We start from the raw sequence: 23,857 nt of genomic DNA, 5'->3' as shown, positions 1-23,857 counted from the left end.
GTGTACCGAGTTACTTTGCCACTGGTTTGGGCCGTTGGGTCCGGGGCGAGGACGCCAATTCGCGCTGGGGGTGGCGGGAGGCCGGGAAGGGAGGTGGCGGGCACCCGGGCCGGACCGACGGCGCGCCGGGCACGCAGCCTCGACAGGAGGATGCGGAGTGGGCCGAAGGCTGGTCGACGGTGAGCACCTCGGCGACGATCTCCACCTCGTCGGGACCGGCGATGGTCAGCCGGCGCAGCGCGGAACGGTTGTTGTGGTGGCGCAGAAGGTGGCGGGCCTCCTCGGGCCAGGGGCCGCAACGAGGAAGTTCCCGCGCGGCGATCTCGTCCACGAAATTGCCGGGAAGGTCGCCGATATCGGGCGTGACGTGCACGATCCCCACAAGGCGTAGCGTCACGTCGGCGGCCTCTGAACTCAATACGGTGACAGCCTCGCTGGACTCCTGATCCATGCGCAGGACCATCGACGTCAACCCCGCGCGAGTGCTCGAGGTTCACGGTCGCACGCTACCCCCTGCGGTGCGGCGGGGCAGCATGGCGAGACCAGGCCTCTAGGTCGAGCCGGAGACGATCGCCGCTATCCGCGCCGCGACATCATCGAACTCGCCGAGCGCGCTCACGGCACGGACCGAGCGGCCCCTCCCCCGGTAGTGGGCGGTCAGCGCCGCCGCTGCTTCGCGGTGCGTGCGGATCTCCTCGACCGTCACCTCGTGAGGCTGGCCGAGCTGTCCACCGCAGCGGCCGCAGACCCCTGGCACAGCCGGAAGTCGGTAGTACACATGCATGGTCGAGCGGCAGTGGAGGCATCGTCGGCCGAGCCTCGCCATCGTCTCGGACTCGTCGAGCGTCGGCTCGATCACGACGGTCGGCTCCTGCCCGTGCTCGGCGAGGAACTCGGCCTCCTCCACCTTCCGCGGCCAGTCGTGCAGAATCCACCCGTCGCCGGCCCGGCGTACCCCATCCAGCACGATCTCTCCGCCGAGAGTGCCCGGCACCAGATCACCGGCGTCCATGTACGCCTTCGCGCGAACCCCGGGTGAGGATCGCCGCCGGTAATGGTCCCGCAACCGATCGCGGACGTTGACCGCCTCGACCGCCGAGATCCCGGCCGCCAGACTCACCAGGCTCCACGTGTCGATCCCGATCCCCAGCCCACCGATCACCACCGCTCGCACCATGCGGCCACCCTAACGGCCGCCGGCATCGCCCCGGCGCCGTCGAAGCGCGGCTACGGTCGTGACGCATGACGACACATTGGGAGCCGGGCCGCCCGGTCGCCGTTCGCTACGGCCGCTTCGGCACCGCTCGCTGGGTCTACACCGGCAACGTCATCGCCGACGGACCCGGCGAACTCGCCGTCCTCATGCGCCCGGGAAACCCGTCGGTGGAGTCTCACGCCGCTGACGGACGCAACGTCCGCGACCTGAGCCCGGACGAACGCGCCGACCCGCGTCTGCGAGCCTCCGTGCCGTCGAGCTGGTACGGGGAGGCCGCCGTCTTCGTCTTTCCCGCCGGGGCGCCCTGGTCGGTGTGGATGTTCTTCAACCCCGACGGGACCCCGCACCGCGCCAAGGTGAACTACGAGCGCCCCTACGTCAGGTGGACCGACGCCGACGGCAACGCCTACGTCGACACCGCCGACCGGGAACTGGACCTGGTCGCCTACCCCGACGGGACCTGGCACCTCAAGGACGAGGAGGAGTTCGCCGACGTCACCGGCCGGCCCGGTTACTGCACACCCGAGCTCGCCGTCGAGGTGCGCGAGCACGCCGCCGCGTCCCTCGCCCGCTTCAAGGCCGGAACCCTCGTACTGGGCGACTACACGAACACCGGGGCAGGCCCGTCGTGGCCGACCCCGGTTCTCGCCGACTCCTGGCGCTCCCCGCACACGAACTGGCCCTAGACCAGCGCGGGCTCCGGGATCCGGATGCTCCTGCGGTCCATCGCTCCCGACACCAGCGCGACGGTGAGGCCGGCGACACCGAGCAGGGCCGCGACCCACGCGGTGGCGGTGTAGCCGAACCCGGCCTGGATGACCAGGCCGCCGAGAAACGGGCCGATCGCGTTGCCGAGATTGAAGGCGCCGATGTTGACCGCCGACGCTAGGGTCGGCGCGCCCTCGGCCTTGTCGAGCACACGGGTCTGCAGCGGCGGGACGGTCGCGAAGGCGGCGACACCGAAGGCGAGGATGGCGATCACGAAGGCCACCTGGGAATGCGCGGCCAGCAGGAAGGCCACCGAGATGACGATCAGCGCGATGAGGATCGCGTAGAGGGACGGCATCAGCGCACGGTCGGCGAGCCGGGCGCCGATCAGGTTCCCCACCACCACACCGACCCCGAACAGGCCCACGAGGATCGGGACGGCGCTCGCGGAGAACCCGGCGACCTCGGTGGCCATCGGCGCGATGAAGGTCAAGACGGTGAAGGCCGGCGCGAAGCCGAGCACGGTCATGGCCAGGGCCATCCACACCTGCGGGCGGGCGAAGACGCGGAACTCCGTGCGCAGCGCCGGCCGCTCGGCGTCGGGACGGTCGGCGGGCACCAGGGCGGCGACGCCGGCCAGGCCGATCACACCGATGGCGACCACCGCCCAGAAGGCCGACTGCCAGCCGAAATTCTGGCCGAGCAGCGTGCCGACGGGGACGCCGACGACATTGGCGACGGTCAGTCCGGTGAACATCATCGCGATGGCCTGTGCGCGTTTGCGGGGCGCGACGAGGTTGGCGGCGACGACCGAGCCGACTCCGAAGAAGGCCCCGTGCGCGAAGGAGGACACGATGCGGCCGGCCATCAGCGCGCCGTAGGTGGTGGCCATCGCCGACAGCAGGTTGCCGGCGATGAAGACGACCATGAGCAGCAGGAGCATCTTCTTGCGGGACAGGCGGTTGCCGAGAATCGTCAGGACGGGGGCGCCGACGAAGACGCCGAAGGCGTAACCGGAGACCAGCAGGCCCGCGGTGGGGATGGAGACGCCGAACTCGGCCGACAGGTCGGGCAGCAGGCCGTTGATGACGAACTCGGTGGTGCCGATGCCGAAGGCGCTGATCATCAGCGCGACCAAGGCGAGAGGCATGACGGGCTCCTACGGATACAGTGGGACGCGTACGAGAAAACCCGCGTCCGAGACAGTTGCGACAGAATTAGTTGCACACGCCATTGTTTGCAGACGCTGCCTATCTCAGCACGCAAGTGGAGGTTCGGCAAGCCGGACCCAGGAAGGTGTGACCCATGCCGCTGCCCGACGACGCCGTCGAAGCCCGGGCGCAGGGCTGGCGGACCCTCGCCGCGCTGCACGCCCGCATCGAGGACGCTCTCGAACGCGCGCTCCAAGCCGCCCACGGCCTGAGCGTCACCGAGTACACCGTCCTCGACGTGCTCGCCAAGCAGGACGGCTGGCACATGCGCATGCAGCAGCTCGCACGCGCGGTGGTGCTCAGCCAGAGCGCGACGACCCGACTCGTCACGCGCCTGGAGAAGCGCGGGCTGCTCTCCCGCTACCTGTGCGAAGAAGACCGGCGGGGCATCTACACCGAGGTCACCGGCCCCGGCCGCGAACTCCTCGCCGAGGCGCGCCCGACGCATGACACGACCCTCACCGCCGCTCTCGACGAGGCCGTCGAGATCCCCGAACTCGAGCCGCTCGTGCGCTCGGTCCAGGACCTGACACGCGTCTGACCGCTGCCCCTGCCCCCTACCCGGGTAGGGGGCACGCACCCTCTGCGGAGGGACGCTCGTGGAGTGCGGGCGCACCTAGCGTCGACGTCATGGAACCCGGCTTCTGGAAACTCCCCTTCGCCGCCGTCACCTGGCGGCGCTGGGCCTATGTCATCACCGGCGCGCTCCTCGCGCCCGTACTGGTGCCGGCGACGCTCCTCGGACTGGGCACCGGGGTCGAGCGGGCGAGGTCGCGCTGGGTCCGCGACGACCGACCCACACGCCGCCCCGGCTGGTGGCGCGGCGCGGTGTACGCCCTGGTGAACCTGCCCCTGTCGCTGGCACTCGGCATGTTCTTCGGCTACCTGACCACGCTCTGGTTCTACTGGGTCGCCTACCCGGTGCTCTTCTGGAACGCCGACCTCTCCGTGGGCACCTGGGGCGGCCCCACCTGGATCGGCGCGGTGGCCCTGCACATGGCGCCCGCGCCGGTGATGCTCTTCGTCGGCCCGTGGCTGTTGCGCCAGGCCGCCCGGCTGCACACCGGTCTCGTGCGTCGCCTGCTCGGCTAGACCGTCCAGTCCGGCACGACGTCCACGAGGTGGCGCTCCATCGTGGCGAACTCCGGCGGTGGCGGTTCGGGCCGCTCCCGCACCCTGCGGACGATCTCCTCGCAGTAAGCGTCGTGGTCGGCGCGCTCCCGCCAGCGGGAGAACACCAGAACCTCGGTGTTGCGCTCCTCGGCGAGGAAACCGCCGAGCATGCCCGAGGCGACCGCGAGCCTGGGCTCCCACATGCGGTTGTGGCGCTCGATGACGTTGCCGAAGCGGCCGTCGCGCAAGGCGCAGTAGGTCACCCGCAGTAATGCCGCGCACCGTCGGCGCGGCTGGAACCCGCCCGGCAGGTCGCGGCGGCGCATGAAGGTCCGCACCAGGGCCTTCTCGCAGGTCTCCCGCCGCGCGAGTTCACCGTCGGCACCGGCCAGGAAGTCGTGGTAGGAGAAGCGGTCGGTCCAGAAAGCGAAGACGTGCGCGAGCAGCGGGTCGTCGCGGTCCCAGCCGCCGCAGCGGCCGAGGAAACCCGGCAGCTCGCGCGACCGCTCCCCCGCGGCCCGATCGGACTCGAACGCGCGCCGGTCGGTGACCTCGCACCTGAACCACTCCACGAGCATCCCGGGAAACTACCCCTGCCGCCGCGACGCGCTCGGCTCAGGTCATGTGCTTCGCGGCGTCCTCGATGGCCCGGTAGAAGGTCGGATAGGCGTACATCATGTGCCTCATGCTGGAGAAAGGCACCTCGCTGTACACCGCGACGGCGAGCGCGCCCATCGTCTCCCCACCGGAGGGCGCGGCGACCGTCGCGCCGACAAGGAGGTCGCGGTCGGCGTCGACGATGAGCTTGACCACGCCCTCGTTTCCGTCTCCGTAGATCCATCCCCGCGCCGACGTGGGGATCTGCGTGGTTCCCACGTGGACGTTGAGTCCGGCCTCGCGGGCCTGCGCCTCGGTCAGTCCGACGGCGCCGACCTCGGGGTCGGTGAACGTGACCCTCGGCAGTGCCCGGTAGTCGGCGGGCGGGCCGGACTGGCCGAGGATCGAGCGGACCGCGACGGCGGCCTGGTACATGGCGACATGCGTGAACTGGCCGTGCCCGGTGACGTCGCCGACGGCCCACAAACGCTCACCCGCGCGCATGTGCCCGTCAACGGTGATGCCTTTGCCCTTGGGGTCGAGGCCGACGTTCTCAAGTCCGAGGTCGCCGAGTTCGGCGTGGCGGCCGACGGCGACGAGGAGCTTCTCGGCGCGCACGCTGCCGCCGTCGTCGAGGCTGAGGGTGAACTCGCGCCCGTCGTGGGCGACCTTGACGGCCTTGCGGCCGGTGACCATGGAGATGTCGTCCTCGCCGAGGGCTTCGTGGACGGTCTCCGACGCCTCGGGCTCCTCGGCGGGGAGCAGGCGGTCGGCGGCCTCGACCACCGAGACCTTCGAGCCGAAGCGGGCGAAGACCTGGGCGAGTTCGACGCCGATGGCACCGCCGCCGAGGACGACGAGCGAAGCGGGGACCGTCTCGGTCTCGATGGCCTCGCGGTTGGTCCAGTAGGGGGTGCCGGCGAGGCCTTCGATCGGCGGGATCGTGGGCGCGCCGCCGGTGGCCAGCACGATGGCCTTGCGGGCAGTGTGCTCGTCACCGTTGACCTCGACGCGGCCGGGGCCGAGGAGCCGCGCGCGTCCGCGGACGAAGGTGCCGCCCTTGCCGGTGAAGCGGTCGACGGCGACCTTGTCGTCCCAGTTGTCGGTGGCCTCGGTGCGGATGCGACGGGCGACGGGCGTCCAGTCGGGCGTGATCTGCACCGCGCCGCCGACGCCTTCGAGGCGTCGCGCGTCGGCGATCAGGTTGGCCGCGCGGATCATCATCTTGCTCGGAATGCAGCCCCAGTAGGGACACTCGCCGCCGACGAGCCCGCCGTCGATGCCGAGGACCTCGAGTCCCGCCTCGGCGAGCCGGCCGGCGACTTCCTCGCCGCCGACGCCCATGCCCACGATGATCGCGTCCACTTCGGTCATGCCAAACCTCCGCACGTCGGCTTCGTGTCCATCTGGCACGTTACCCGGCGGGTGGAGCCGACGGAGGAGAGCCGTGGAGTCGGGAGCGAACCCGGACGTCAACTTCGGTTGACACCTGACCACCTGTCAATGTACGTTGACAGCATGACCGAAGCGACCGATCTCGCCGCCGGCGCCGGCGACACCGACCCGAAGGTCGGACTCCGCGCCGTGGCCGCGCTGCGCCGGCTGCTGGAGCACCTGGAGACAGCGCAGGTCCGCAACGCTCGCGAGCACGGCTGGGCATGGCAGCAGATCGCCGACGAGCTGGGAGTCTCGCGGCAGGCCGCGCACAAGAAACACGGAAAGGAGCGCCACTGATGTTCGAACGATTCACCGAACCGGCCCGCCGGGTCGTCAAACTGGCCGTCGCCGAGTCGCAGGAGGCCGGCGACGCGCTCGTCGACGAGGAACACCTCGTCTACGCGCTGTTCGGCGAGCCCGACGGCGAGGCCGCCCGCCTCTGCGGAGGCGAGGTCACCCTCGCCCGGATCAAGGCGGCCTTCCGCACCGCGCGCCGCCGGGGCGGGATGAGCGACGCCGACGCCGCGGCCCTCGCCGGCCTCGGCATCGACGTCGACGAGGTGGTCGCGGGCTTCCAGGCGGGCCTCCCGCCCGAGGCCCTGGACGGCCCGAGGAAGCCCCCGGGCCGGCACCGGCCCTTCTCCAAGCACGCCAAGCGCGCCTTGTCGCTGGCGCTCCAGGAGGTCGTCTCCCGGCGTGAACGGGCACTCGGCGAGCGCGACCTGCTTCTCGGGCTGCTGCGCAACCAGGCCCTGGCGGCAGGTGTGCTCGAAGGTCTCGGTGTCCGCTACGACGACGTCCGGGCGCGGCTCTCCTGAATACCGGCCGGGCCCGGCCGAGACCGGGCCCGGCCGAGGCGCTCACGCGATCAGGTGAACGTCGCCGAACTCGTGCCACAGGTAGCGGGCGTCCACGGCCGCCGCGTACGACCTGGCCAGCAGGTCGTCTCCGGCGATCGCCCGCAGCATCCACAGGTGCGTCGACTTCGGCTCGTGCAGGCCGGTGAGCAGTCCGTCGACGAGGCGGACCCCGAGCTCGGGCGTCACGACGTGCTCGGTGAATCCCCGCGCGGCACGGACTCCCCCGCCGTCGGCGGCGCTCTCCAGCGCTCGCACGGCGGTGGTGCCGACCGCGATGACCCGCCCGCCCGCGCGACGTGTGTCGTCGACCCGGCGGGCCGTACTGGCCGGGACGTCGAACCACTCGGCGTAGGGCGGCTCGTCCTTCTCCGGGCTCGCCACACCGGTGTGCAGGGTGATGGGCGCGAAGGCCACCCCGCGCGCGATCAGCCGGGTGACCAGCGCGTCGGAGAACGGCCGCCCGGCGCTGGGCATCTCCGCGCTGCCGGGATCGACGCCGAACACCGTCTGGTAGGCCGACAGCGGCCAGTCGCGGTCCACATAGGAGTAGCGGATCGGCCGGCCGTGCCGGCGCAGGTACTCCACGACGTCGGTGTCCAGACGCGCTCGCCACAGGCGCGGGGTGTGCCGGTCGATGAGCCGCAGCGTCGCCCCGCCGGGAAGCGGAATCCACTCCCCGGACATGCCGCCCGCATAAGGAACGCTCGCCCGCGCGGTCAGTCCGCGCAGTTCGACGAGCCAGTCGCCCCCGCCGACGCGGCCGCTGAAGTGGACCGCGATCCGCTCGGTGTGCACGGCCGCCGGGAGAGTCCCCGAGGTGTTGACGACGAGCAGGTCGCCCGGTCTGAGCAGGCCGGGCAGCTCGGTGAACCGGTGGTGGTCGACGGCGCCGCTCGCCTTGTCACTGACGAGCATTTGTACCCCGTCGCGGCTCAGGCCGCGCGCCTCGGGCGGCTCGTGGGCCTCCAGATCGGGCGGTAGGTCGGTGAACTGGTCGAGGGTGACGGTCATGCCACGCCGCCCTTCACCAGGTCGGCCGCGCGGTGGCGCCCACTCGCCGGGCGCCGTTCGACGAGTTCGGCGAGGCTCTCCGCGACGCCCTCGGGCTCCGGGGCCTCCAGCGACTCCTCCCCCACGGCCTCGGCGAGCATCTCCGTGCGCATCTCGCCCGGATCGACCCACCACACGGCCACCGACGGCTCCTCGGCGGCGAGGACCCTCGACACCTGCTCCAGCGCGGCCTTGGTGGCGCCGTACCCGCCCCAGCCCTGGTATCCCTCCACGGCTGCGTCGGAGGTGACGTTGACGATGGCGCCACCGCGTTCGCGCAGCGACGGCAGGGCCGCCTGCGCCAGCGCCAGCGGAGCCAGCACGTTGGTGTCGAACAGATCCCGCAAGGTCCCCAGTGGATAGTCCGCCAGTGGCGGCAGCGGAGTCGCCCCCAGCCCGGACGCGTTGTTGACCAGCAGATCGAGGCCCCCCGCATCAGCCGCCAGCTCGGCGAGCCGGGTCCGGTGCGCCGGGTCGGCGACGTCTCCGGCGAGCGCCGTCGCACCGAGCTCGGTGGCCACCGCCTCCAGGGGCCCCTCACTGCGAGCCGTCAGGATGAGGCGCCAGCCGCGCTGGGCGAGGGATGTCGCGACGGCGCGTCCGAGTCCGCGGGAGGCGCCGGTGATCAAGGCTGTCTTCGTCGTCGTGTCCATGTCTCGAAGCTATGGCGGCCCGAGCCCGGCCGCCTCGGGCCGCGGACCCGACTCCGACCGGGACTTGAGTCCTAGGACCAAGCGCGCAGGCGGCCGGGCCACCCGGTGCATAAGCTGGTCACGTGGGCGAACGCCAGAGCAAGGACGCGATTCTGCGAGCGGTCAGCGCCGCCGTGCTCGCGGTGACCCGGCACCTGTCCGCCCACGAGGTCCTCCAGGTCATCGTCCGTTCGGCGCGCGAACTGCTCGGCGCCCGCTACGGGGCCCTCGGCATACCCGACGAGGACGGCGCCTTCGCCGAGTTCGTCGCCGACGGCATCAGCGACGACGAATGGGACCGGATCGGGAAGCTCCCGCGCCAGCACGGGATGCTCGGGGTCCTGCTGCGCGAGGAGAAGGCCGTACGGCTCGACGACATCCGCGCCGACCCGCGCTTCGGCTGGTGGCCGCGCGCCCATCCGGTCATGGCCGACTTCCTCGGCGTCCCCATCCGCGACGGCGGGTCGGTGCTGGGGATCATCTTCCTGGCCAACAAGGAGACGCCCGGCGGCTTCACGCCCGAGGACGAGCGTCTGCTGGAGCTGTTCGCCGGTCACGCGGCGATCGCGATCACCAACGCCCGGCTCTACGAGCGAAGCCAGGAGCTGTCGGTGATGGCCGAGCGCGGGCGGCTGGCCCGGGACCTGCACGACGCCGTCGCGCAGAAGCTCTTCTCACTGCGGCTCACCGCGAAGGCCGCCGGAACCCTCGTCATGGCGTCCCCCGAACGGGCACTCGCCCAGATGGAACAAGTCGAGCGGCTCGCCGGCGAGGCCCTCGACGAGCTGCGCTCGGTGATCGTCGAGCTGGCCCCGCCCGACCTCGCCGCCGACGGCCTAGTGCGGACCCTGGTCAAACAGGCACGCCTCCTCGACCGTCTGCACCCCGCCGAGGTGACCTGCGCGGCCGACTCCGACGCGACCGGCCTGCCCCCGGCCGCCGAGACGGTCGTCTTCCGCATCGCGCAGGAGGCCCTGCACAACGCCCTGCGCCACTCCGGGGCCGCTCACGTGGAACTCCGCATGGCCTGCGGGGAGGAGGCATTCACTCTCGCCGTCGACGACGACGGCGCCGGCTTCGACACCCGCGCGGCGGCCACGAAGGGCCTCGGCCTCCAGTCGATGAGCGTCCGCGCGACCGAACTGGGCGGACGGCTCGACGTCCGCACCGGACCGGGTGCGGGCACCACGATCAGCCTGGTGGTGCCGCATGGCTGAGCGGATCCGGGTGCTCCTGGCCGACGACCACCCCGTGGTCCGTCAGGGCCTGCGCACCTTCCTCGAACTCCACGACGACATCGACGTCGTCGGTGAGGCCGCCGACGGACGTGAGGCGGTGGAACTCGTGCGCGAACTCGAACCCGACGTCCTGCTCCTCGACCGCAAGATGCCCGGCCTCGACGGGCAGGGCGTCCTCACCGAACTCGCCGGCCTCCCGGCACGCACCCGCGCGATCGTGCTCACCTCGGTGACCGACCCGCGCGACGTGGCACCCGCCGTGGCCGCCGGCGCGGCGGGTTTCCTCTACAAGGACGTGGCACCCGACGCTCTGGTCGCGGCCATCCGCTCGGTGCACAGTGGCCAGTCGCTGTTCGCGCCGGAGGCCCTGGCCGCGATGACCGCGCCCGCCGCCCGCGAGCCGGTCGCCGGACCGCTGACCCCGCGCGAGGTGGAGGTGCTCGGGCTGATCGCGACCGGCCGCTCCAACCGTGAGATCGCCCGCGAACTCGTCGTCGCGGAGAAGACGGTCAAGACGCACGTGTCCAACGTGCTGATGAAACTGGGCGTCACCGACCGCACGCAGGCGGCGCTCTACGCCGTGCGCCATGGGCTCGCGGGAGACTCCGCGGGCCGGGACCGGTGACCCGATCCCGGCTGTCGCTCAGGCGGTACTCGGGGACAGCGGGGTCCTCTTGACGCCCGGCTTGCCCTGGACGGTTCCGCGCAGGTCGGCGTCGAGATCCTCGGCGTCGGCGAGTTCGGCGTCTTCGAGCATGTCCTCGGGGATGGCGTCGGCCATCCGTTTCAAGACGATCACAGAGGCGCCGGCGACGACGACGGCGGCCACCGCCACGCCTCCGATCACCGCCAGCACATTCCGCACGATCATGCGGTTACGCTCCTCGGCTGGGAGATGGGGACTGGGCTCGGGCGCGACCGTCGAGGACCGCGTCCCGGCCTGTTTCCCACCGTAGACCCTCTCCGGGCCGAAGGTGCCGGGCCGGGCCGAACCCGGTGCGTCGCTTCGGTGTTCCTCAGTCCTTGATCAGCGGGTAAAGCGTCTCGGCGGCGGCCAGGAAGGCCTTGGCGAACCAGTGGTCGGCGGCGCCGCTGGTGGACATCCACAGGGCGGTGTCGACGGCCCGGATGAAGGCCCAGCCGCACGCCCGGCCCCGGTCGACGCCCAGGCCGTCGGCGACACGGGTGACGATCTCCCAGGCGAAGGGCGTCTCCGGGCGGTCGGCGACCTGCCGGGCGATCAGATAGCCGGCGTCGAAGGCGCGTTCGCCGAGCAGTGGTTTGGGGTCGATGAGCAGCCACGGTTCCCGGCCGGCGGCGAGGAAGTTGCCGAGGTGGGCATCGCGGTTGACCAGGCCGACGGGTCCGTCGGGGACGGCGTGGGCGGCGAGCAGTTCGACACCGCGCGCGACCAGCTTCCCCGCGACGGCCTCGCCACCGGGGGCGGTTCCCCGCGCCGGGAACGTCCGCGACCAGCCCTCGATCAGGCCCGACACCGCGGGAAAGGCGGGAAACCCGGTGGGCGGCTCCCCCGGCACGCGCCATAGCCGGCGCAACAGCCCGGCGGCGACCTCGACGGCGCCGAGCCGGTCGGTCTCGTCGACCAAGGGGTTTCCCGGCTCGGCGCGCTCGATCAGCAGGGCCGCCGAGGCCGGGTCGAACTCGTGGAGGCGCACGGCACCGTCACCGTCGTAGCAGCGCAGGGCGCTCGGTTCGGCGGCGTTCTCCTCGTCGGCGACGGTCACTTTGAGGACGGCCTTCCCGCCGTCGGCGAGCCGGCGGACGGGCGCGGCGTAGGAGTGCGTACCGCCGCTCATCGCGGGACCGTCGAGGGTCAGGCCCCATTTCTCGCAGAGCCCGGCGACCGTCGCGGGCAGGGCGTCCAGCCACGCCGAGTCCCCGAGGATCCGCAGGATGCTCTCCCGGACGTCATCTGGAACCGACACGCCGTGATCCGCCATCGGATCAACATATCCGCCGGGACGTGCCTGTGCGAGTGTGGACGGCGTGGACACTTACCCCGTCGGCGACCGGCCGCCCGGTACCGTCGTCAGCCTCACCACCGACTACGGTCTCGCCGACGGCTTCGTCGGCGCGTGCAAGGGCGTGATCCTGGAGACCGCCCCGACCGCGCGCATGGTCGACATCACCCATCTGATCCCGCCGGGCGACATCCGCCGAGCCGCGCACGTGCTCGCGCAGACACTTCCCTACCTGCCCGAGGGGTCGGTGCACATGGCCGTCGTCGATCCGGGGGTCGGCACGGTGCGCCACCCGCTCGCCTTGGCCACACCCACCGGAGTCCTCATCGGGCCGGACAACGGCCTCCTCGGCTGGGCGGCCGACGCGCTCGGGGGAATCACGCAGGCGGTGTCGCTGTCCAACGAGCGCTACCACCGGCATCCGGTGTCGCGGACGTTCCACGGCCGGGACGTCTTCGCGCCCGCCGCGGCCCACGTCGCGACAGGGGTGCCGCTGACCTCGCTCGGCGACCCGCTCGACGTCCACGGGATCGTGCGCCTGTCCGAACCGGCCGTCATCGTCGGCGACGAGGGCTTCGAGGCAGAGGCCACGACGGTCGACCGCTTCGGCAACGTGCAGCTGGCCGCCCCTCCCGAAGACCTCGACGCCCTCGGCGAATCCCTCGACGTCAACGGTCGCGCGGCTCGGCGCGCCGATGTCTTCGCCTCGGGTGAACCCGGCGCGCTGATCGTGCTCGTGGACTCCGCCGGGTTCGCCTCGATCGCGGTCAACGGCGGCAGCGCGGCCGAGACGCTCGGCATCGGCCCGGGTGACCTGGTGCGGGTACGTCAGGCCTGAACGCGGGCGCGCAGTGCCTCCCACATGGCCGTCAGCCGGGCCGACGTGGCCGGATCGGTCAGCACGTCGCCGTCGAGCACCGAACGGACCGCCGGGACGCCGAGCACCGCGTTCCCGAGCATGTCGGCGGCGTATTCGGGCGAGGCCACGACGAAGGCGTCGGCGGCCTCGACCCTCGCCCGGAGCAGCGCGCCCACCGTAGATCGCGGACGCAGGCTGCCGGAGACGGCGAAGATCTTCACATCGCCCGAGACAACCCCCGGCCGCGCCTACAACCCGGGCGGTGGCGGCGGGTTCATCCCGCGGTGCAGGTCGCGCATCTCGCCGAGTCCCGCCGCGAAGCCCTTGAGCCGGTCGGCGGCGTCGGTGAGGCGGCGCACGGCCATGTCCTCACCGTGCACGGCGCCGCCGAGGGCACTGTTCTCGGCCACGATCTGCGCGGCCCCGGCGACCATCGACTCGTACGCGCCGACGCCGCTCTCCAGGCGCCCGACGAGCTGCCGGTGCCCTTCGGCGAGTCCGCCGCGCTGCTCGCGGGGCGCAACGGCAAGGGAGCGCTCCAGACCGCGAACCTGATGGCTCAGGCCGCGCAACTGCTCCTCGACGTCGGTGACGTCCTCGACAGCGTCACGGGCCGGGCCGTCGAGGCGGGCGATGATCTCGCGATAGGCGCGGCTGGCCGCCTCCAGGCGCTCGTAAGGCACGCTGGCAGCCGACCCGCGGAACTGGGTCTGCGTGCGCTTGCGGTGGATCATGCCGGCCGCCGCCTCGGCGACGTTGTTGAGCTCACCGGCAAGCGTGTGGTGCCCGTGCTGGGTGAGACGGTCGGCCTCGGCGGGAAGCGAACGCGACAGCGCCCGGTAGTCGAACCAGCGCAGCGCTGCCATCCCGACCGAGGCCCCGGTCAGGGCGGCCCAGACGGCGTCCGGGCCGCCGAGCCCGGCGTAAGGGACGAGGATCGCGGTCGCGCCGCCGAACAGTCCCGAGAGGACCGTCCAGCGCCGGGCCGCCCGGAACCTTCGACGCAGCTTCTTGTAGGGCTTGCTCAGTCCGCCGAACGCCTGCCGGCGGAGAGACCGGTCGATGGCCATGGGGACACCTTCTCGTCAGGGTTGCGGGCCTAGCCCGACGCGGCGTCCTTGTCCTTGCCCAGGCTCGCGCGGATCTCGTCGAGACGGGAGACCGTCGCCGAGTTCGCCGAGGGCGCCGACGAGGACGAGGACGCGTCGCCGTCACCGGTGCCGACCGCGGGCGCCAGCTTGTCGCCGGAGAGACTCGCCCGGATCTGCTCGAGGCGGGCCGAGCCGGCCATGTCCAGCGAGGACTTCTGGACCTCCAGCATGCGCCCCTCGACAGAGTTCTGTGCCAGTTCGGCACGGCCCATCGCCGAGGCGTAGCGCTGCTCGATCTTGTCGCGGACCTCGTCGAGCGAGGGAACGTTCTTGGGCGCGGCGAGCGCGCTCATCGACTCCAGCGAGTTGGCGATGGTCTCCTGCATCTTGGCCTGCTCGAGCTGGCTCATGAGCTTGGTGCGCTCGGCGAGGCGCTGCTGGAGCATCATCGCGTTGTTCTCGACGGCCTTGCGCGCCTGCTGGGCGGCGCCGATGGCCTGGTCGTGGAGGGTCTTGAGGTCCTCCATCGACTGCTCGGCGGACACCAGCTGCGCGGCGAAGACCTGCGCGGCGTTCTCGTACTCGGTCGCCTTGGCCTCGTCGCCGTCGGCGCGGGTCTTGTCGGCGAGTACGAGCGCCTGGCGCGCCGAGGCCTGCAGCTTCTCAACGTCGGACATCGTGCGGGAGAGTTTCATCTCCAGCTGGCGCTGGTTCCCGATGACCGCGGCGGCCTGCTGCACGAGCGTCTGGTGCTGACGCTGGGACTCCTCGATCGCCTGCTGGATCTGCACCTTCGGATCGGCGTACTGATCGATCTTCGCGCCGAACAGCGCCATCAGGTACTTCCAGCCCTTAGCGAACGGATTCGCCATCTCGCGGTCCTCTCTGCGGCTCCCAACACGTCCAAGGTCTATGGTGTCAGGCGCTCGCCACTCCGACAACATCGCCCCGGCGTCATTTAGGCGCCGCCGGTGATGCCACAAATGTCACGCGGCGACGCGCGCCTCGGGAACCGCGTGCCTCGCCCGCCGCTGGGGCGGGTGGGTGAGCGGCCGGACACGCAGGGCGGTGACCGTCGCTTCCGGGCGCGGCGCGGTGGCCACGCGAGTGCGGCGGGCCTCGCGGAGCTTCTCAAGACGCTGTGCGTCCTCAACGCCGGCGACCGTGCGGCTGACCTCGCCGAGCACGTCCGACAGGCGCGTGTCGAGGGCTTCGCAGATGGAGGCGAGCAGTTCGCTGGACGCCTCCTTGTGGCCGCGCTCGATCTCGCTGAGGTAGCCCAGGCTGACGTTCGCGGAAGTGGAGACGTCGCGCAGCGTGCGCTGCTGTGCGCGCCGACGTTTCCGCAGCGCCTCGCCGATTATCCGACGCAGCAGCACCATCGCCTGCCCCCTTCGCCATGACCCCGAAACCGGGGTTGACCGTCACGGTACCGCGCGTTCACGCGTTCAGCACGCACCCTGTCCTCCCACCGCCGCGAGCTCCTCGGTGAGCAGCCGCAACGCCGCGTCGACGGCGTGGCGCCGGACGTCTTCCCTGGAGCCGGCGAAGACCCGCGTCTCGACGCGGATCCGGCCGCCGGGTCCGGCCACCGCCAAACAAACCGTACCGGGCTCACGCCCGCCGTGCGGCTCCGGACCGGCCGCGCCGGTGGTCCCGACCCCCCAGTCGGCGCCGAGGAGGCCGCGCACGCCCTCGGCCAGCCCGATCGCCGTCTCGGGCGAGACGACGCCGTACTCCTCGATCGTCTCCGGCGGCACGCCGAGCACTTTCGACTTGATGACGGGGTCGTAGGCGACCACTCCGCCGAGGAAGACCGCGCTCGTGCCCGGAACCGCGACGAACTCCGCCGCCAGCAGCCCACCCGTCAGGGACTCGGCGACGGCGACTTTCTCGGCTCGCTCGATCAGGGTCTGCACGACGGCGGTACTGCTCACGCTTGCGCGTCCTCCTGCTCCGCGCGCCTGCCCTTGCGGCGAAGCGCGATGACTCTCACGACGTAGTCGGCCCCGGTGCCCACGGTGGCCACCAGCGCGGCGCCCATGAGCCACGGTCCGACGCCCACGAGGGCTTCGGGCCAGGGCCACAGGTACCAGGCGATGGCGGCGATCTGGAGCACCGTCTTAACCTTGCCACCGCGACTGGCCGCGATGACTCCGTACCTGATAACCCAAAAACGCATCAGGGTGATGCCGACCTCCCGCAGAAGAATGACGAAGGTCACCCACCAGGGGAGGCGGTCGTAAACCGAGAGCAGCACCAGGGCCGCGCCGGTGAGGGCCTTGTCGGCGATCGGGTCGGCGATCTTGCCGAAGGACGTGATCCAGCCGTTGGCGCGGGCGAGGTAGCCGTCCAGCCAGTCGGTGAGGGAGGCCACGAGGAAGACGAGGCAGGCGGCCATGCGCCAACCGTCGTGAATGAAGTCCGACAGGGCCCCGAAGACCAGGAAGACGGGGACCAGCACCAGCCTCAGCGCGGTGATCGCGTTGGCCGGGTTGACCACGGGCACGGTACGCACCACGCGGCCCTCCTGGTCATCCATTCCGAGCCGGAGGAGTGTCGACCTTGGCGACGAGGTCCACGCCCACGCTGTCGACGACGACGGCCTCCACGAGGTCGCCGGGACGCAGGTCCCCCACCGCTCCGGTGAGCGTCGTGGTGCCGTCGACCTCGGGAGCCTGGTGGGCCGCGCGGCCCTCCACGACGAGTCCCTCGTCGTCGTCCTCGACGGTGTCGACCATGACGTGGACGGTGTCGCCGACACGGTCGGCGGCACGCTGCGCCGAGGTCTCGTCGACGAGCGCGCTGATGATCTCGTAGCGCTCGGCGATGGTGTCCTCGTCGAGTTTCCCGTCGAGGCCGGCGGCCTCGGTCCCGTCCTCGTCGCTGTAGCCGAACACGCCGACGGCGTCGAGGCGGGCGTTGTTGAGGAACTCGACGAGTTCGCCGAACTCCTCCTCGGTCTCGCCGGGGAAGCCGACGATGACGTTCGTGCGGATCCCCGCGTCGGGCGCGTACTGGCGGATCTGGTCGCAGAGCTGCAGGAAGGACTCGACGGAGCCGAAGCGGCGCATCCGGCGCAGCACGGTCTCGCTGGCGTGCTGGAAGGACAGGTCGAAGTAGGGCGCCACGCCCGGGGTCGTCGCGATGATCTTCACCAGGCTGGGCCGCAGTTCGGCCGGCTGGAGGTAGGAGGCGCGGACGCGCACGATCCCCTCGACCGAGGCGAGGTCGGCGACGAGCCGGTCGAGCAGGCCGGTCTCGCCGAGGTCCTTGCCGTAGGAGGTGGTGTTCTCGCTGACGAGGCTGATCTCGCGCACGCCCTCCCCTGCGAGCCAGGCCGCCTCGGCCAGGATCTCGTCGGGATGCCGGGAGACGAAGGCGCCGCGGAAGGACGGGATCGCGCAGAAGGTGCAGCGGCGGTCGCAGCCGCTGGCGATCTTCACGTGCGCGACGGGGCCGTCGGCGAGCCGGCGCCGCAGGACCTTCAGGTGGGCGGGAGTGCCCTCGTCGCCGCGGTCGCCGTGTCCGGGCAGGGCGGCCGACGCCGCGGCCGCCTGTCGGGCCACGGGGGCCAGCGGAAGCAGCGTCCGGCGGTCCTTGGGGGTGTGGGCCGCGGGGTTCTCGCCGTTGAGGATCGCCGTCAGGCGCGCCGAGATGTCGGGGTAGTCGTCGAAGCTCAGGACCGCGTCGGCCTCGGGGAGGCTGTCGGCGAGCTGGTTTCCGTAGCGCTCGGCCATGCAGCCGGCGGCGACCACCTTCGCGCCGGTGTCGGCCGCGGCCAGGAGGGTGTCCACCGACTCCTGCTTCGCCTGTTCGACGAAACCGCAGGTGTTGACCATCACGACGTCGGCGTCGTCACCGTCATCGGTGAGTTCCCAGCCGTCGGCGGCCAGACGAGCGGCGAGTTCTTCGGAGTCGACCTCATTGCGCGCACACCCAAGGGTCAGTAGCGCGACACGGCGAGTTGCTGGAGCTGACACCCCCCGAGCCTAGCCGTCGGTCTTCACACCGGAACGATCAGCCGAGGGCACGTGTGCGACGCCTCTTGCCCGGTGTGCGTGGATCGGCTCCGGCCAGGGGCGCGGCCCGCCGTGAACGTTCTCACCATTCCCCCGGTGTGGGGCCTCGCCGCAGACTCGGCCCGGCCGGACCGTGGCGACGCGCCGGGCGGTCGGCGCAGGTGGGCGAACGAGCCCTAATCCCCGGGCCGGTGCGATCGCGTCGCCTGTTCCCGGCACCGGTGGGCCTGTTCGAACTCGCCGAGCGCATCGTGCGCGTTCGCCTGGACCCGCAGGCACTCCGCCTGTTTCTGGAGCCAGGCCATGGCCGTGTACGACGCGAGCGCCGCGCCCGCGCCGGCGATCGCTTCGCGATGTTCGCCGCGGGCGCCGTGGATCAGCGCGCCTGTCAGCTGTAGCTGGGCCTCGCCCCAGGCGGTCTCAGCGTGTTTGGTGTGGGCCCGGGCCTCGGCGAGGAAGTGTTCGGCGCTCGTGGGATCGCCGCGAAGGGCGTCGACCTGGGCGAGGCTGCACAGCGTGTCGAACTCGGTGGCCGCCCGCCCATGGCGGCGATTGAGGGCGAGTTCGGCCGTATGCGCGCGCCTGGCCTCGGCGAGTCGCCCCATGCGGCGCAGCGCCCTGCCCTGCCAGATGAGGCAGCGCAGTTCCAGGAAGGTGCTGCCCTCGCGGAGGGCGAAGGCCAGCGATTCCTCGATCACCGCGAGAGCTTCCTCGAAGCGTTCCTCGTCGACGAGGATGGTTCCCGCGAACAGGCGCAGACTCGCCCTCTCGACGGGATTGAACGCCTCGATGCCGGCGGTCACGGCGTCGAGGTGGCGCCGGGCCCGCGCGTGCTCGCCGAGCTTGAGAAGGGTGGCGACGAGCGATTCGACGATGATGAACTGCGATCGGGTGTTCCCGGTCGCGATCGCCAGGTCCATCGCGGCGCCGAGGGTTTCGGCGGCGCCCCGGGTGTCCCCGGACGCGGCGAGGAAGGCTCCGAGGTTCCCCTGGGCTGCGGCCTGCTCACGCGGCCCCAGAGCGGCCGCCATGTCCACTGCCTTGCGACCGAGCCGCAAAGCGGCCGGGAGGTCGCCGGCCTTGCGGTGCACGGCCGCCAGCAGCTTCGACATCTGGAAGGCGCCCGCCTCGTCGAAGTCGCGTTCGGCGAGCCGGAGCGCGGTGGCGGCAACGCCGCCAACGCGGTCGAGAGACCGGCCGGCGTTCATCGACTTGCGCAGCGGTACGACCAGCCGCCACAGTCTCGGATGTTCGCCGAGGTGGGAACAGGCCAGCAGGATGTTGTTCTCCTCCTCGTCCTCGGGTCCGTACGCGCGGTCGTGCTGCCAGTCGATGAAGGCGTCGATGGTCCGCGACCGCTCGTCCTCGGGAAGATCGGTCTCGGCTCGCGCGGCGGCGTAGAGGCGTACCAGGTCGTGCATGCGGTGGCGGTCCTCGCGATGCTCTTCCACGAGATGGCCGTCGTGAAGGGCGCCCAGCGCTGCGGCGAACTCGGCCTCCGGAAGGCCGGCGACGGACGCCGCGAGCCCCCGCGCGACGTCCTCGACGGGCAGTGATCCGAGGCGGCACAGCAGATCTCGCGCGTCCGGAGGCAGCGCGCGATAGGAGATTTCGAGGTTGGCGCTGACGGTCGCCCGGCGGTCGCCGGGGATGCTCAGGAGGTCGAGACGGCCCGCGCCGCCGAGGGCGTCGGCGTGGGCGCCGATCGAGGCGACCGGCCGGACCGCGAGGTTGGCCGCGGCGATGCGCAGGGCGAGAGGCAGGAAACCGCAGCGTTCGGCCAAGCGCGCGGCGGCCTCGGGCTCGGCTGCGATCCGCCGCGGCCCGAGAACGCTCGCAAGGACGTCCACGGCCTCGTCCGCGGGCAGGAGCGAGACCGGCACGATGCGCGCGTGGTCGACGGCGATCAGCCCGGTCAGCCGGTCCCGGCTGGTCACCAGGGTCGCGCAGCCGTCGCCGGGCAGCAGCGGGCGCACCTGTTCGGCGTCGCGCGCGTTGTCGAGGACCACGAGCATCCGCCGCCCGGCCGTCGAAGCCCGGTACAGCTCGGCCGCGAGATCCACGTCGGACGGAACGGCGTCGGCGGGATGACCGAGCGCGAGAAGAAGCCGCGAGAGGGCGTCGCGCGGCGGAAGCGGCGCGTGGCGATCGAAGCCGCGCAGGTCCACGTACAGCCGCCCGTCGGGGAACTCCGCCTGGTGCGCCCGACCCCAGTGGACGGCCAACGCGGTCTTCCCCGCCCCGCCGGGACCTGCGACGACCGCGAGCGGGGACCCTCCGCGTCCGGTCAGCGCCTCGGTCAAGGCCGTCGACTCCCGTCGGCGGCCGACGAACCCGCCGACGCCGGCGGGCAGCATCGACGGCGCCGGAAGCGCCGTCGCGGGCTCCAGATCGACGTCGTGGTCGAGGATCTGGACGTGCAAGCGCCGCAGCGCGGCCGACGGGTCGGCGCCCAGCGAGTCCCGCAGGCGCGTACGCAGCCCCTCGTAGCAGGCCAGGGCTTCGGCCGAACGACCCGACCGGTGGTAGGCGAGCATCAGGTGGCCGGTCAGGGCCTCGGCGAAGGGCTCGTCCTGATTCAGCGCGATCAACTCACCGAGGACGCTCTCGTGATTGCCCGCGTCCAGCTCGGCGGCGTAGCGGGCGGTGAGCAGGTTGAGCCGCTCGGTCGCGTACACGGCCCGGAAACGGTCGGCCCATATTCCGGGGACGCCGACCAGGACGGTGCCCTCGGCGAGGGACTGCGCGCCGCAATCGCACCAGCGCCTCGGCGGTCCGGCCCATGGCCGACAGTTCGGTGGCCTCCGCGGTGAGGGCGCGTACGACATGGACGTCGATCTCGTGCGGTGAGGCGTCGAGGACGTACCCCTGCGGTCCGGATCGGCGAATCGTGGCCGGAGTGTCGCGCAGCAGTGCCCGCAGGCGCGTGACGTACGAATAGAGCGCGTTCAGCGGCGCCTCGGGAGGCTCGGTGTCCCAGACGCGTTCGATGAGATCGAGTTGGGAGACCGGGATTCCGGGCGTCGACGCGAGCGCGGCGAGCAGCGTCGCGCGTTTCGGGGCGGTGACGTGATGCGCGATTCCCCCGGACTCGACGCGCACGGGCCCGATGAGACGGATGTGCACTCGTCCTCCCGGTCGCGCCCTGTCGTGAGTGCCAAGATTCGCACATCGGTCACGAGGACGCAACGAGCGGGCGACGTCGGGGTCCACGCGTGGTGCCGCGGCCACCAGGAGGCCGCGCCGGTCGTCGCTTCAGCGTCGACGTCCGGTGATCAGCCGCCCCTGATCGCGGTGAGCGTGCCTTCGAGTTCCTCGGGCTTGACGAGCACGTCGCGAGCCTTGGAGCCCTCGGTGGGGCCGACCACGCCGTGGGTCTCCATGAGGTCCATGAGCCGCCCGGCCTTGGCGAAGCCCACGCGCAGCTTGCGCTGAAGCATCGAGGTCGAGCCGAACTGGCTGTTGACGACCAGCTCGGTGGCCTGCAGGAGCAGGTCCATGTCGTCGCCGATGTCGGGGTCGATGTCCTTGCGCGGTCCCTCGGCGGCCGCGGCGACATCCTCGCGGAACTCCGGCTCGCGCTGCTTCTTGGCGAAGTCGACGAGGGCGGCGATCTCGGCATCGCCGACCCAGGAGCCCTGGATCCGCTGGGTCTTGCTGGCCCCCATGGGCAGGAACAGGCCGTCGCCGCGCCCGATGAGCTTCTCGGCGCCCGGCTGGTCGAGGATGACCCGCGAGTCGGCCAGCGAGGAGGTGGAGAAGGCCAGCCGGGACGGGACGTTGGCCTTGATGAGGCCGGTGACGACGTCCACGGACGGCCGCTGGGTGGCCAGGACGAGGTGGATGCCGGCGGCCCGGGCGAGCTGGGTGATGCGTACGACGGCGTCCTCGACGTCGCGTGGGGCGACCATCATCAGGTCGGCGAGCTCGTCGACGATCACCAGCAGGTAGGGGTAGGGGCGGTAGACGCGCTCGCTGCCCGGGACGGGCTTGATCTGGCCGGCGCGGACCTTGCGGTTGAAGTCGTCGATGTGGCGCACGCCGTTGGCCGACAGGTCGTCGTAGCGCATGTCCATCTCTTTGACGACCCACTGGAGGGCGTCGGAGGCCTTCTTGGGGTTGGTGACGATGGGGGTCACCAGGTGCGGAATGCCCTCGTAGGTGGTCAGCTCGACGCGCTTGGGGTCGATGAGGAGCAGGCGGACGTCGTCGGGGGTGGCACGGGCGAGGATCGAGCCGAGCAGGGAGTTGATGCAGCTCGACTTGCCCGAGCCGGTGGCGCCGGCGATGAGCAGGTGGGGCATCTTGGCGAGGTTGGCCAGGACGTAGCCGCCCTCGATGTCCTTGCCGAGCGCGACGACCATGGGGTGGGAGTCGTTCTGGGCGGTGGCGCTGCGCAGCACGTCGCCGAGCGCGACGTCCTCGCGGTCGACGTTGGGGATCTCCACGCCCACGGCGCTCTTGCCCGGGATGGGGCTGATGATGCGCACGTCGGGACTCTTGACGGCGTAGGCGATGTTGCGGGAGAGCTGCGTGATGCGCTCGACCTTGACGCCGGGGCCGAGTTCGACCTCGTACCGGGTCACCGTCGGGCCACGGGTGAAGCCGGTGACGGCCGCGTCGACGTTGAACTGCTCGAAGACCTCCTGGAGCGCGGCGATGACCACGTCGTTGGCCTTGCTGCGCGACTTGGGCGCCGAGCCCTTCTTGAGAAGGGTGAGCGGCGGCAGCCGGTAGTCGCCCTCGGGGAGGGGCGGCTGGACGGACTTGCGCGCCGGGGCGCCGTGCTCGGGCGGCCTGCGGGTCTCCGGCACCTTGTCGGCGGGGACGACCGGCAGTATCGGGTCGGGGTCGGCGGGTTCGTCGGCCTCGGCGGCCGCGTTGAGGTCGACGGGTTCGACACCGCTCATCGTCTGCTGCCTGCGGCGGGAGGCGCGGCGGAGCGTCGGTTTGGGCTCCGGGGCCTCCTCGGTCTCCTCGTCGGCGGGCGCCGGGGCGCGGCCGGTGGCCAGCGCGAGCAGCGAACGCACCCGCTCGGGGATCTGGTTGACCGGGGTCGCGGTGACAACGAGAACGCCGAAGAGCCCGATGAGGATGAGCAGCGGGACGGCGACGTAGGCGGAGAGGGCCTTGTCGAGCAGACCGCCGACGACACGTCCGACGGCACCGCCGGCGTGGAGCTGCCCGTCGAGTTCGGACGGTTTGCCGGCCGCGAGGTGGAGGATCCCGACGGTGCTGAGCCACAGCGCCGTCCATCCCACGACGGCGCGGCCCCTGGCCTCCTCGTCGATGGAGTGCCGGAAGACGCGCACGGCCAGCACGGCGAACACGATCGGCAGCGCCAGCGCGGCGCCGCCGACGAGCCAGCGCACGGCCAGGCTCATGGCCTCGCCGACGATGCCGGCGGTGTCGAACCAGACGCCGACGGCGAAGACGAGCGCGAGGCCGAGGAGCAGCAGCCCGACGCCGTCGCGGCGGTGGGCGTGGTCGAGGTCGCGTGCGCTCGCGGCGCCCTTGCCGATGGACCGGGCGGCCCATCCGAAGGAGCGGGCGATGCCCGTCAGGAGCGCGCCGAGGCCCTTGACCAGTACCTCGAAGGGACCGGGGATCTGCATCTTCGGCTTCTTCGCGGCGGCCTTGGCGGGGCGCTTGCGCCGCGCTGTCGCGGTGCCCGCGCCGCGGCGCGCGGGCGCGGCCCGCTTGGTCGCGGTCTTCTTCCGCGTGGTGCTGCTCCGGCCGGCCATGCCCTTACCGTACCGAGGAATGACACGGCTGTGCTTC

The 23,857-nt window shown here is 71.7% G+C and carries 26 protein-coding genes and 1 pseudogene; 8 read left to right on the top strand and 19 right to left on the bottom strand.

Annotated elements, in window-relative coordinates:
• Nucleotides 1-10 precede the first annotated feature (10 nt).
• Entirely contained in the window at nt 11-451 is a 441-nt protein-coding gene (locus tag AB0I28_RS03200) for a hypothetical protein (RefSeq protein WP_357489038.1), read from the bottom strand.
• A 99-nt stretch (nt 452-550) separates the two neighbouring features.
• Nucleotides 551-1,177 carry a nucleoside monophosphate kinase gene (locus AB0I28_RS03195; protein ID WP_357489037.1) on the bottom strand — a complete coding sequence of 209 codons (627 nt, stop codon included), beginning with the start codon at nt 1,175-1,177 and terminating at the stop codon, nt 551-553.
• Between the two features lie 65 nt (nt 1,178-1,242).
• Here AB0I28_RS03195 and AB0I28_RS03190 point away from each other — a divergent pair, with 65 nt between their 5' ends.
• The gene (locus tag AB0I28_RS03190) at nt 1,243-1,902 is read left to right on the top strand and encodes a DUF402 domain-containing protein (protein WP_357489036.1); all 660 of its coding nucleotides are present in this window, start codon (nt 1,243-1,245) and stop codon (nt 1,900-1,902) included.
• On the opposite strand, the gene AB0I28_RS03185 is transcribed toward AB0I28_RS03190, so the two are convergent.
• Nucleotides 1,899-3,074 (bottom strand): MFS transporter, encoded by a 1,176-nt coding sequence (locus AB0I28_RS03185; RefSeq protein ID WP_357489035.1) that lies wholly within the window; start codon nt 3,072-3,074, stop codon nt 1,899-1,901. The genes AB0I28_RS03190 and AB0I28_RS03185 overlap by 4 nt on opposite strands.
• Nucleotides 3,075-3,229: 155 nt before the next feature.
• Here AB0I28_RS03185 and AB0I28_RS03180 point away from each other — a divergent pair, with 155 nt between their 5' ends.
• Complete coding sequence (locus AB0I28_RS03180; RefSeq protein ID WP_357489034.1) at nt 3,230-3,676, top strand: MarR family transcriptional regulator; 447 nt, start codon at nt 3,230-3,232, stop codon at nt 3,674-3,676.
• 89 nt (nt 3,677-3,765) lie between these two features.
• Complete coding sequence (locus tag AB0I28_RS03175; RefSeq protein ID WP_357489033.1) at nt 3,766-4,227, top strand: hypothetical protein; 462 nt, start codon at nt 3,766-3,768, stop codon at nt 4,225-4,227.
• Here AB0I28_RS03175 and AB0I28_RS03170 read toward each other — a convergent pair.
• Nucleotides 4,224-4,826 carry a DUF4937 domain-containing protein gene (locus tag AB0I28_RS03170; RefSeq protein WP_357489032.1) on the bottom strand — a complete coding sequence of 201 codons (603 nt, stop codon included), beginning with the start codon at nt 4,824-4,826 and terminating at the stop codon, nt 4,224-4,226. The two genes, AB0I28_RS03175 and AB0I28_RS03170, sit on opposite strands and share 4 nt — an antisense overlap.
• A gap of 37 nt (nt 4,827-4,863) precedes the next feature.
• Complete coding sequence (locus tag AB0I28_RS03165; RefSeq protein WP_357489031.1) at nt 4,864-6,219, bottom strand: NAD(P)/FAD-dependent oxidoreductase; 1,356 nt, start codon at nt 6,217-6,219, stop codon at nt 4,864-4,866.
• Between the two features lie 144 nt (nt 6,220-6,363).
• On the opposite strand from AB0I28_RS03165, the gene AB0I28_RS03160 reads away from it, so the two are divergent.
• Both AB0I28_RS03160 and AB0I28_RS03155 read left to right on the top strand, forming a co-directional pair.
• Nucleotides 6,364-6,579 carry a helix-turn-helix domain-containing protein gene (locus AB0I28_RS03160; protein ID WP_357489030.1) on the top strand — a complete coding sequence of 72 codons (216 nt, stop codon included), beginning with the start codon at nt 6,364-6,366 and terminating at the stop codon, nt 6,577-6,579.
• Nucleotides 6,579-7,100, top strand: a complete 522-nt coding sequence (locus AB0I28_RS03155) for a Clp protease N-terminal domain-containing protein (RefSeq protein WP_357489029.1) — start codon at nt 6,579-6,581, stop codon at nt 7,098-7,100. The genes AB0I28_RS03160 and AB0I28_RS03155 overlap by 1 nt, the downstream gene beginning before the upstream one ends.
• Before the next feature lie 42 nt (nt 7,101-7,142).
• On the opposite strand, the gene AB0I28_RS03150 is transcribed toward AB0I28_RS03155, so the two are convergent.
• Both AB0I28_RS03150 and AB0I28_RS03145 read right to left on the bottom strand, forming a co-directional pair.
• Nucleotides 7,143-8,153, bottom strand: a complete 1,011-nt coding sequence (locus AB0I28_RS03150; protein ID WP_357489028.1) for an S-adenosylmethionine:tRNA ribosyltransferase-isomerase — start codon at nt 8,151-8,153, stop codon at nt 7,143-7,145.
• On the bottom strand, nt 8,150-8,845 hold the full coding sequence (locus tag AB0I28_RS03145) for an SDR family oxidoreductase (RefSeq protein ID WP_357489027.1): 696 nt from the start codon (nt 8,843-8,845) through the stop codon (nt 8,150-8,152). Before AB0I28_RS03145 ends, AB0I28_RS03150 begins: the two co-directional genes overlap by 4 nt.
• A gap of 122 nt (nt 8,846-8,967) precedes the next feature.
• Between AB0I28_RS03145 and AB0I28_RS03140 the strand changes: the two genes are divergently transcribed.
• Nucleotides 8,968-10,101: a GAF domain-containing sensor histidine kinase gene (locus tag AB0I28_RS03140; protein ID WP_357489026.1), complete on the top strand. Its 1,134-nt coding sequence runs from the start codon at nt 8,968-8,970 to the stop codon at nt 10,099-10,101.
• Nucleotides 10,094-10,747 (top strand): response regulator transcription factor, encoded by a 654-nt coding sequence (locus AB0I28_RS03135; RefSeq protein ID WP_357489025.1) that lies wholly within the window; start codon nt 10,094-10,096, stop codon nt 10,745-10,747. Before AB0I28_RS03140 ends, AB0I28_RS03135 begins: the two co-directional genes overlap by 8 nt.
• An 18-nt stretch (nt 10,748-10,765) precedes the next feature.
• On the opposite strand, the gene AB0I28_RS03130 is transcribed toward AB0I28_RS03135, so the two are convergent.
• Both AB0I28_RS03130 and AB0I28_RS03125 read right to left on the bottom strand, forming a co-directional pair.
• Nucleotides 10,766-10,993, bottom strand: a complete 228-nt coding sequence (locus tag AB0I28_RS03130) for a hypothetical protein (RefSeq protein WP_357489024.1) — start codon at nt 10,991-10,993, stop codon at nt 10,766-10,768.
• Nucleotides 10,994-11,138: 145 nt separating this feature from the next.
• A complete protein-coding gene (locus tag AB0I28_RS03125) occupies nt 11,139-12,083 on the bottom strand; it encodes an aminoglycoside phosphotransferase family protein (protein ID WP_357489023.1) in 945 nt (314 codons plus the stop codon).
• Between the two features lie 46 nt (nt 12,084-12,129).
• Here AB0I28_RS03125 and AB0I28_RS03120 point away from each other — a divergent pair, with 46 nt between their 5' ends.
• Entirely contained in the window at nt 12,130-12,942 is an 813-nt protein-coding gene (locus tag AB0I28_RS03120; protein ID WP_357489022.1) for an SAM-dependent chlorinase/fluorinase, read from the top strand.
• Here AB0I28_RS03120 and AB0I28_RS03115 read toward each other — a convergent pair.
• From AB0I28_RS03115 to AB0I28_RS03070, 10 genes and pseudogenes are all read right to left on the bottom strand, one after another.
• Complete coding sequence (locus AB0I28_RS03115) at nt 12,933-13,184, bottom strand: hypothetical protein (protein WP_357489021.1); 252 nt, start codon at nt 13,182-13,184, stop codon at nt 12,933-12,935. The genes AB0I28_RS03120 and AB0I28_RS03115 overlap by 10 nt on opposite strands.
• A gap of 27 nt (nt 13,185-13,211) precedes the next feature.
• Complete coding sequence (locus AB0I28_RS03110) at nt 13,212-14,033, bottom strand: hypothetical protein (protein ID WP_357489020.1); 822 nt, start codon at nt 14,031-14,033, stop codon at nt 13,212-13,214.
• Between the two features lie 29 nt (nt 14,034-14,062).
• A complete protein-coding gene (locus AB0I28_RS03105) occupies nt 14,063-14,926 on the bottom strand; it encodes a PspA/IM30 family protein (protein WP_357489019.1) in 864 nt (287 codons plus the stop codon).
• Between the two features lie 114 nt (nt 14,927-15,040).
• On the bottom strand, nt 15,041-15,436 hold the full coding sequence (locus tag AB0I28_RS03100) for a helix-turn-helix transcriptional regulator (RefSeq protein ID WP_357489018.1): 396 nt from the start codon (nt 15,434-15,436) through the stop codon (nt 15,041-15,043).
• A 66-nt stretch (nt 15,437-15,502) separates the two neighbouring features.
• Nucleotides 15,503-15,991 carry a nicotinamide-nucleotide amidohydrolase family protein gene (locus AB0I28_RS03095; protein ID WP_357489017.1) on the bottom strand — a complete coding sequence of 163 codons (489 nt, stop codon included), beginning with the start codon at nt 15,989-15,991 and terminating at the stop codon, nt 15,503-15,505.
• Nucleotides 15,988-16,575, bottom strand: coding sequence for a CDP-diacylglycerol--glycerol-3-phosphate 3-phosphatidyltransferase (gene pgsA, locus AB0I28_RS03090; protein WP_357489016.1), 588 nt, complete (start codon nt 16,573-16,575; stop codon nt 15,988-15,990). Before pgsA ends, AB0I28_RS03095 begins: the two co-directional genes overlap by 4 nt.
• Before the next feature lie 13 nt (nt 16,576-16,588).
• Nucleotides 16,589-18,037 (bottom strand): 30S ribosomal protein S12 methylthiotransferase RimO, encoded by a 1,449-nt coding sequence (gene rimO, locus AB0I28_RS03085; protein WP_357489015.1) that lies wholly within the window; start codon nt 18,035-18,037, stop codon nt 16,589-16,591.
• A gap of 215 nt (nt 18,038-18,252) precedes the next feature.
• Entirely contained in the window at nt 18,253-20,904 is a 2,652-nt protein-coding gene (locus AB0I28_RS03080; protein ID WP_357489014.1) for a BTAD domain-containing putative transcriptional regulator, read from the bottom strand.
• A gap of 40 nt (nt 20,905-20,944) precedes the next feature.
• Nucleotides 20,945-21,178, bottom strand: a pseudogene (locus AB0I28_RS03075) (helix-turn-helix domain-containing protein); the annotation flags it as partial.
• 173 nt (nt 21,179-21,351) lie between these two features.
• Complete coding sequence (locus AB0I28_RS03070) at nt 21,352-23,820, bottom strand: DNA translocase FtsK (protein ID WP_357489013.1); 2,469 nt, start codon at nt 23,818-23,820, stop codon at nt 21,352-21,354.
• Between the last annotated feature and the right edge of the window lie 37 nt (nt 23,821-23,857).

Source organism: Phytomonospora sp. NPDC050363 (assembly GCF_040655735.1).
Classification (GTDB): domain Bacteria; phylum Actinomycetota; class Actinomycetes; order Mycobacteriales; family Micromonosporaceae; genus Phytomonospora.
This window is presented reverse-complemented; position numbering and strand designations above follow the sequence as displayed.

Excerpts from the sequence above, each read along its gene's own strand:
- AB0I28_RS03200 (WP_357489038.1), bottom strand. The coding sequence starts at position 451 with ATGGATCAGGAGTCCAGCGAGGCTGTCACCGTATTGAGTTCAGAGGCC.
- AB0I28_RS03195 (WP_357489037.1), bottom strand. The coding sequence starts at position 1,177 with ATGGTGCGAGCGGTGGTGATCGGTGGGCTGGGGATCGGGATCGACACG.
- AB0I28_RS03190 (WP_357489036.1), top strand. The coding sequence starts at position 1,243 with ATGACGACACATTGGGAGCCGGGCCGCCCGGTCGCCGTTCGCTACGGC.
- AB0I28_RS03185 (WP_357489035.1), bottom strand. The coding sequence starts at position 3,074 with ATGCCTCTCGCCTTGGTCGCGCTGATGATCAGCGCCTTCGGCATCGGC.
- AB0I28_RS03180 (WP_357489034.1), top strand. The coding sequence starts at position 3,230 with ATGCCGCTGCCCGACGACGCCGTCGAAGCCCGGGCGCAGGGCTGGCGG.
- AB0I28_RS03175 (WP_357489033.1), top strand. The coding sequence starts at position 3,766 with ATGGAACCCGGCTTCTGGAAACTCCCCTTCGCCGCCGTCACCTGGCGG.
- AB0I28_RS03170 (WP_357489032.1), bottom strand. The coding sequence starts at position 4,826 with ATGCTCGTGGAGTGGTTCAGGTGCGAGGTCACCGACCGGCGCGCGTTC.
- AB0I28_RS03165 (WP_357489031.1), bottom strand. The coding sequence starts at position 6,219 with ATGACCGAAGTGGACGCGATCATCGTGGGCATGGGCGTCGGCGGCGAG.
- AB0I28_RS03160 (WP_357489030.1), top strand. The coding sequence starts at position 6,364 with ATGACCGAAGCGACCGATCTCGCCGCCGGCGCCGGCGACACCGACCCG.
- AB0I28_RS03155 (WP_357489029.1), top strand. The coding sequence starts at position 6,579 with ATGTTCGAACGATTCACCGAACCGGCCCGCCGGGTCGTCAAACTGGCC.
- AB0I28_RS03150 (WP_357489028.1), bottom strand. The coding sequence starts at position 8,153 with ATGACCGTCACCCTCGACCAGTTCACCGACCTACCGCCCGATCTGGAG.
- AB0I28_RS03145 (WP_357489027.1), bottom strand. The coding sequence starts at position 8,845 with ATGGACACGACGACGAAGACAGCCTTGATCACCGGCGCCTCCCGCGGA.
- AB0I28_RS03135 (WP_357489025.1), top strand. The coding sequence starts at position 10,094 with ATGGCTGAGCGGATCCGGGTGCTCCTGGCCGACGACCACCCCGTGGTC.
- AB0I28_RS03130 (WP_357489024.1), bottom strand. The coding sequence starts at position 10,993 with ATGATCGTGCGGAATGTGCTGGCGGTGATCGGAGGCGTGGCGGTGGCC.
- AB0I28_RS03125 (WP_357489023.1), bottom strand. The coding sequence starts at position 12,083 with ATGGCGGATCACGGCGTGTCGGTTCCAGATGACGTCCGGGAGAGCATC.
- AB0I28_RS03110 (WP_357489020.1), bottom strand. The coding sequence starts at position 14,033 with ATGGCCATCGACCGGTCTCTCCGCCGGCAGGCGTTCGGCGGACTGAGC.
- AB0I28_RS03105 (WP_357489019.1), bottom strand. The coding sequence starts at position 14,926 with ATGGCGAATCCGTTCGCTAAGGGCTGGAAGTACCTGATGGCGCTGTTC.
- AB0I28_RS03100 (WP_357489018.1), bottom strand. The coding sequence starts at position 15,436 with ATGGTGCTGCTGCGTCGGATAATCGGCGAGGCGCTGCGGAAACGTCGG.
- AB0I28_RS03080 (WP_357489014.1), bottom strand. The coding sequence starts at position 20,904 with ATGTCGTACGCGCCCTCACCGCGGAGGCCACCGAACTGTCGGCCATGG.
- AB0I28_RS03070 (WP_357489013.1), bottom strand. The coding sequence starts at position 23,820 with ATGGCCGGCCGGAGCAGCACCACGCGGAAGAAGACCGCGACCAAGCGG.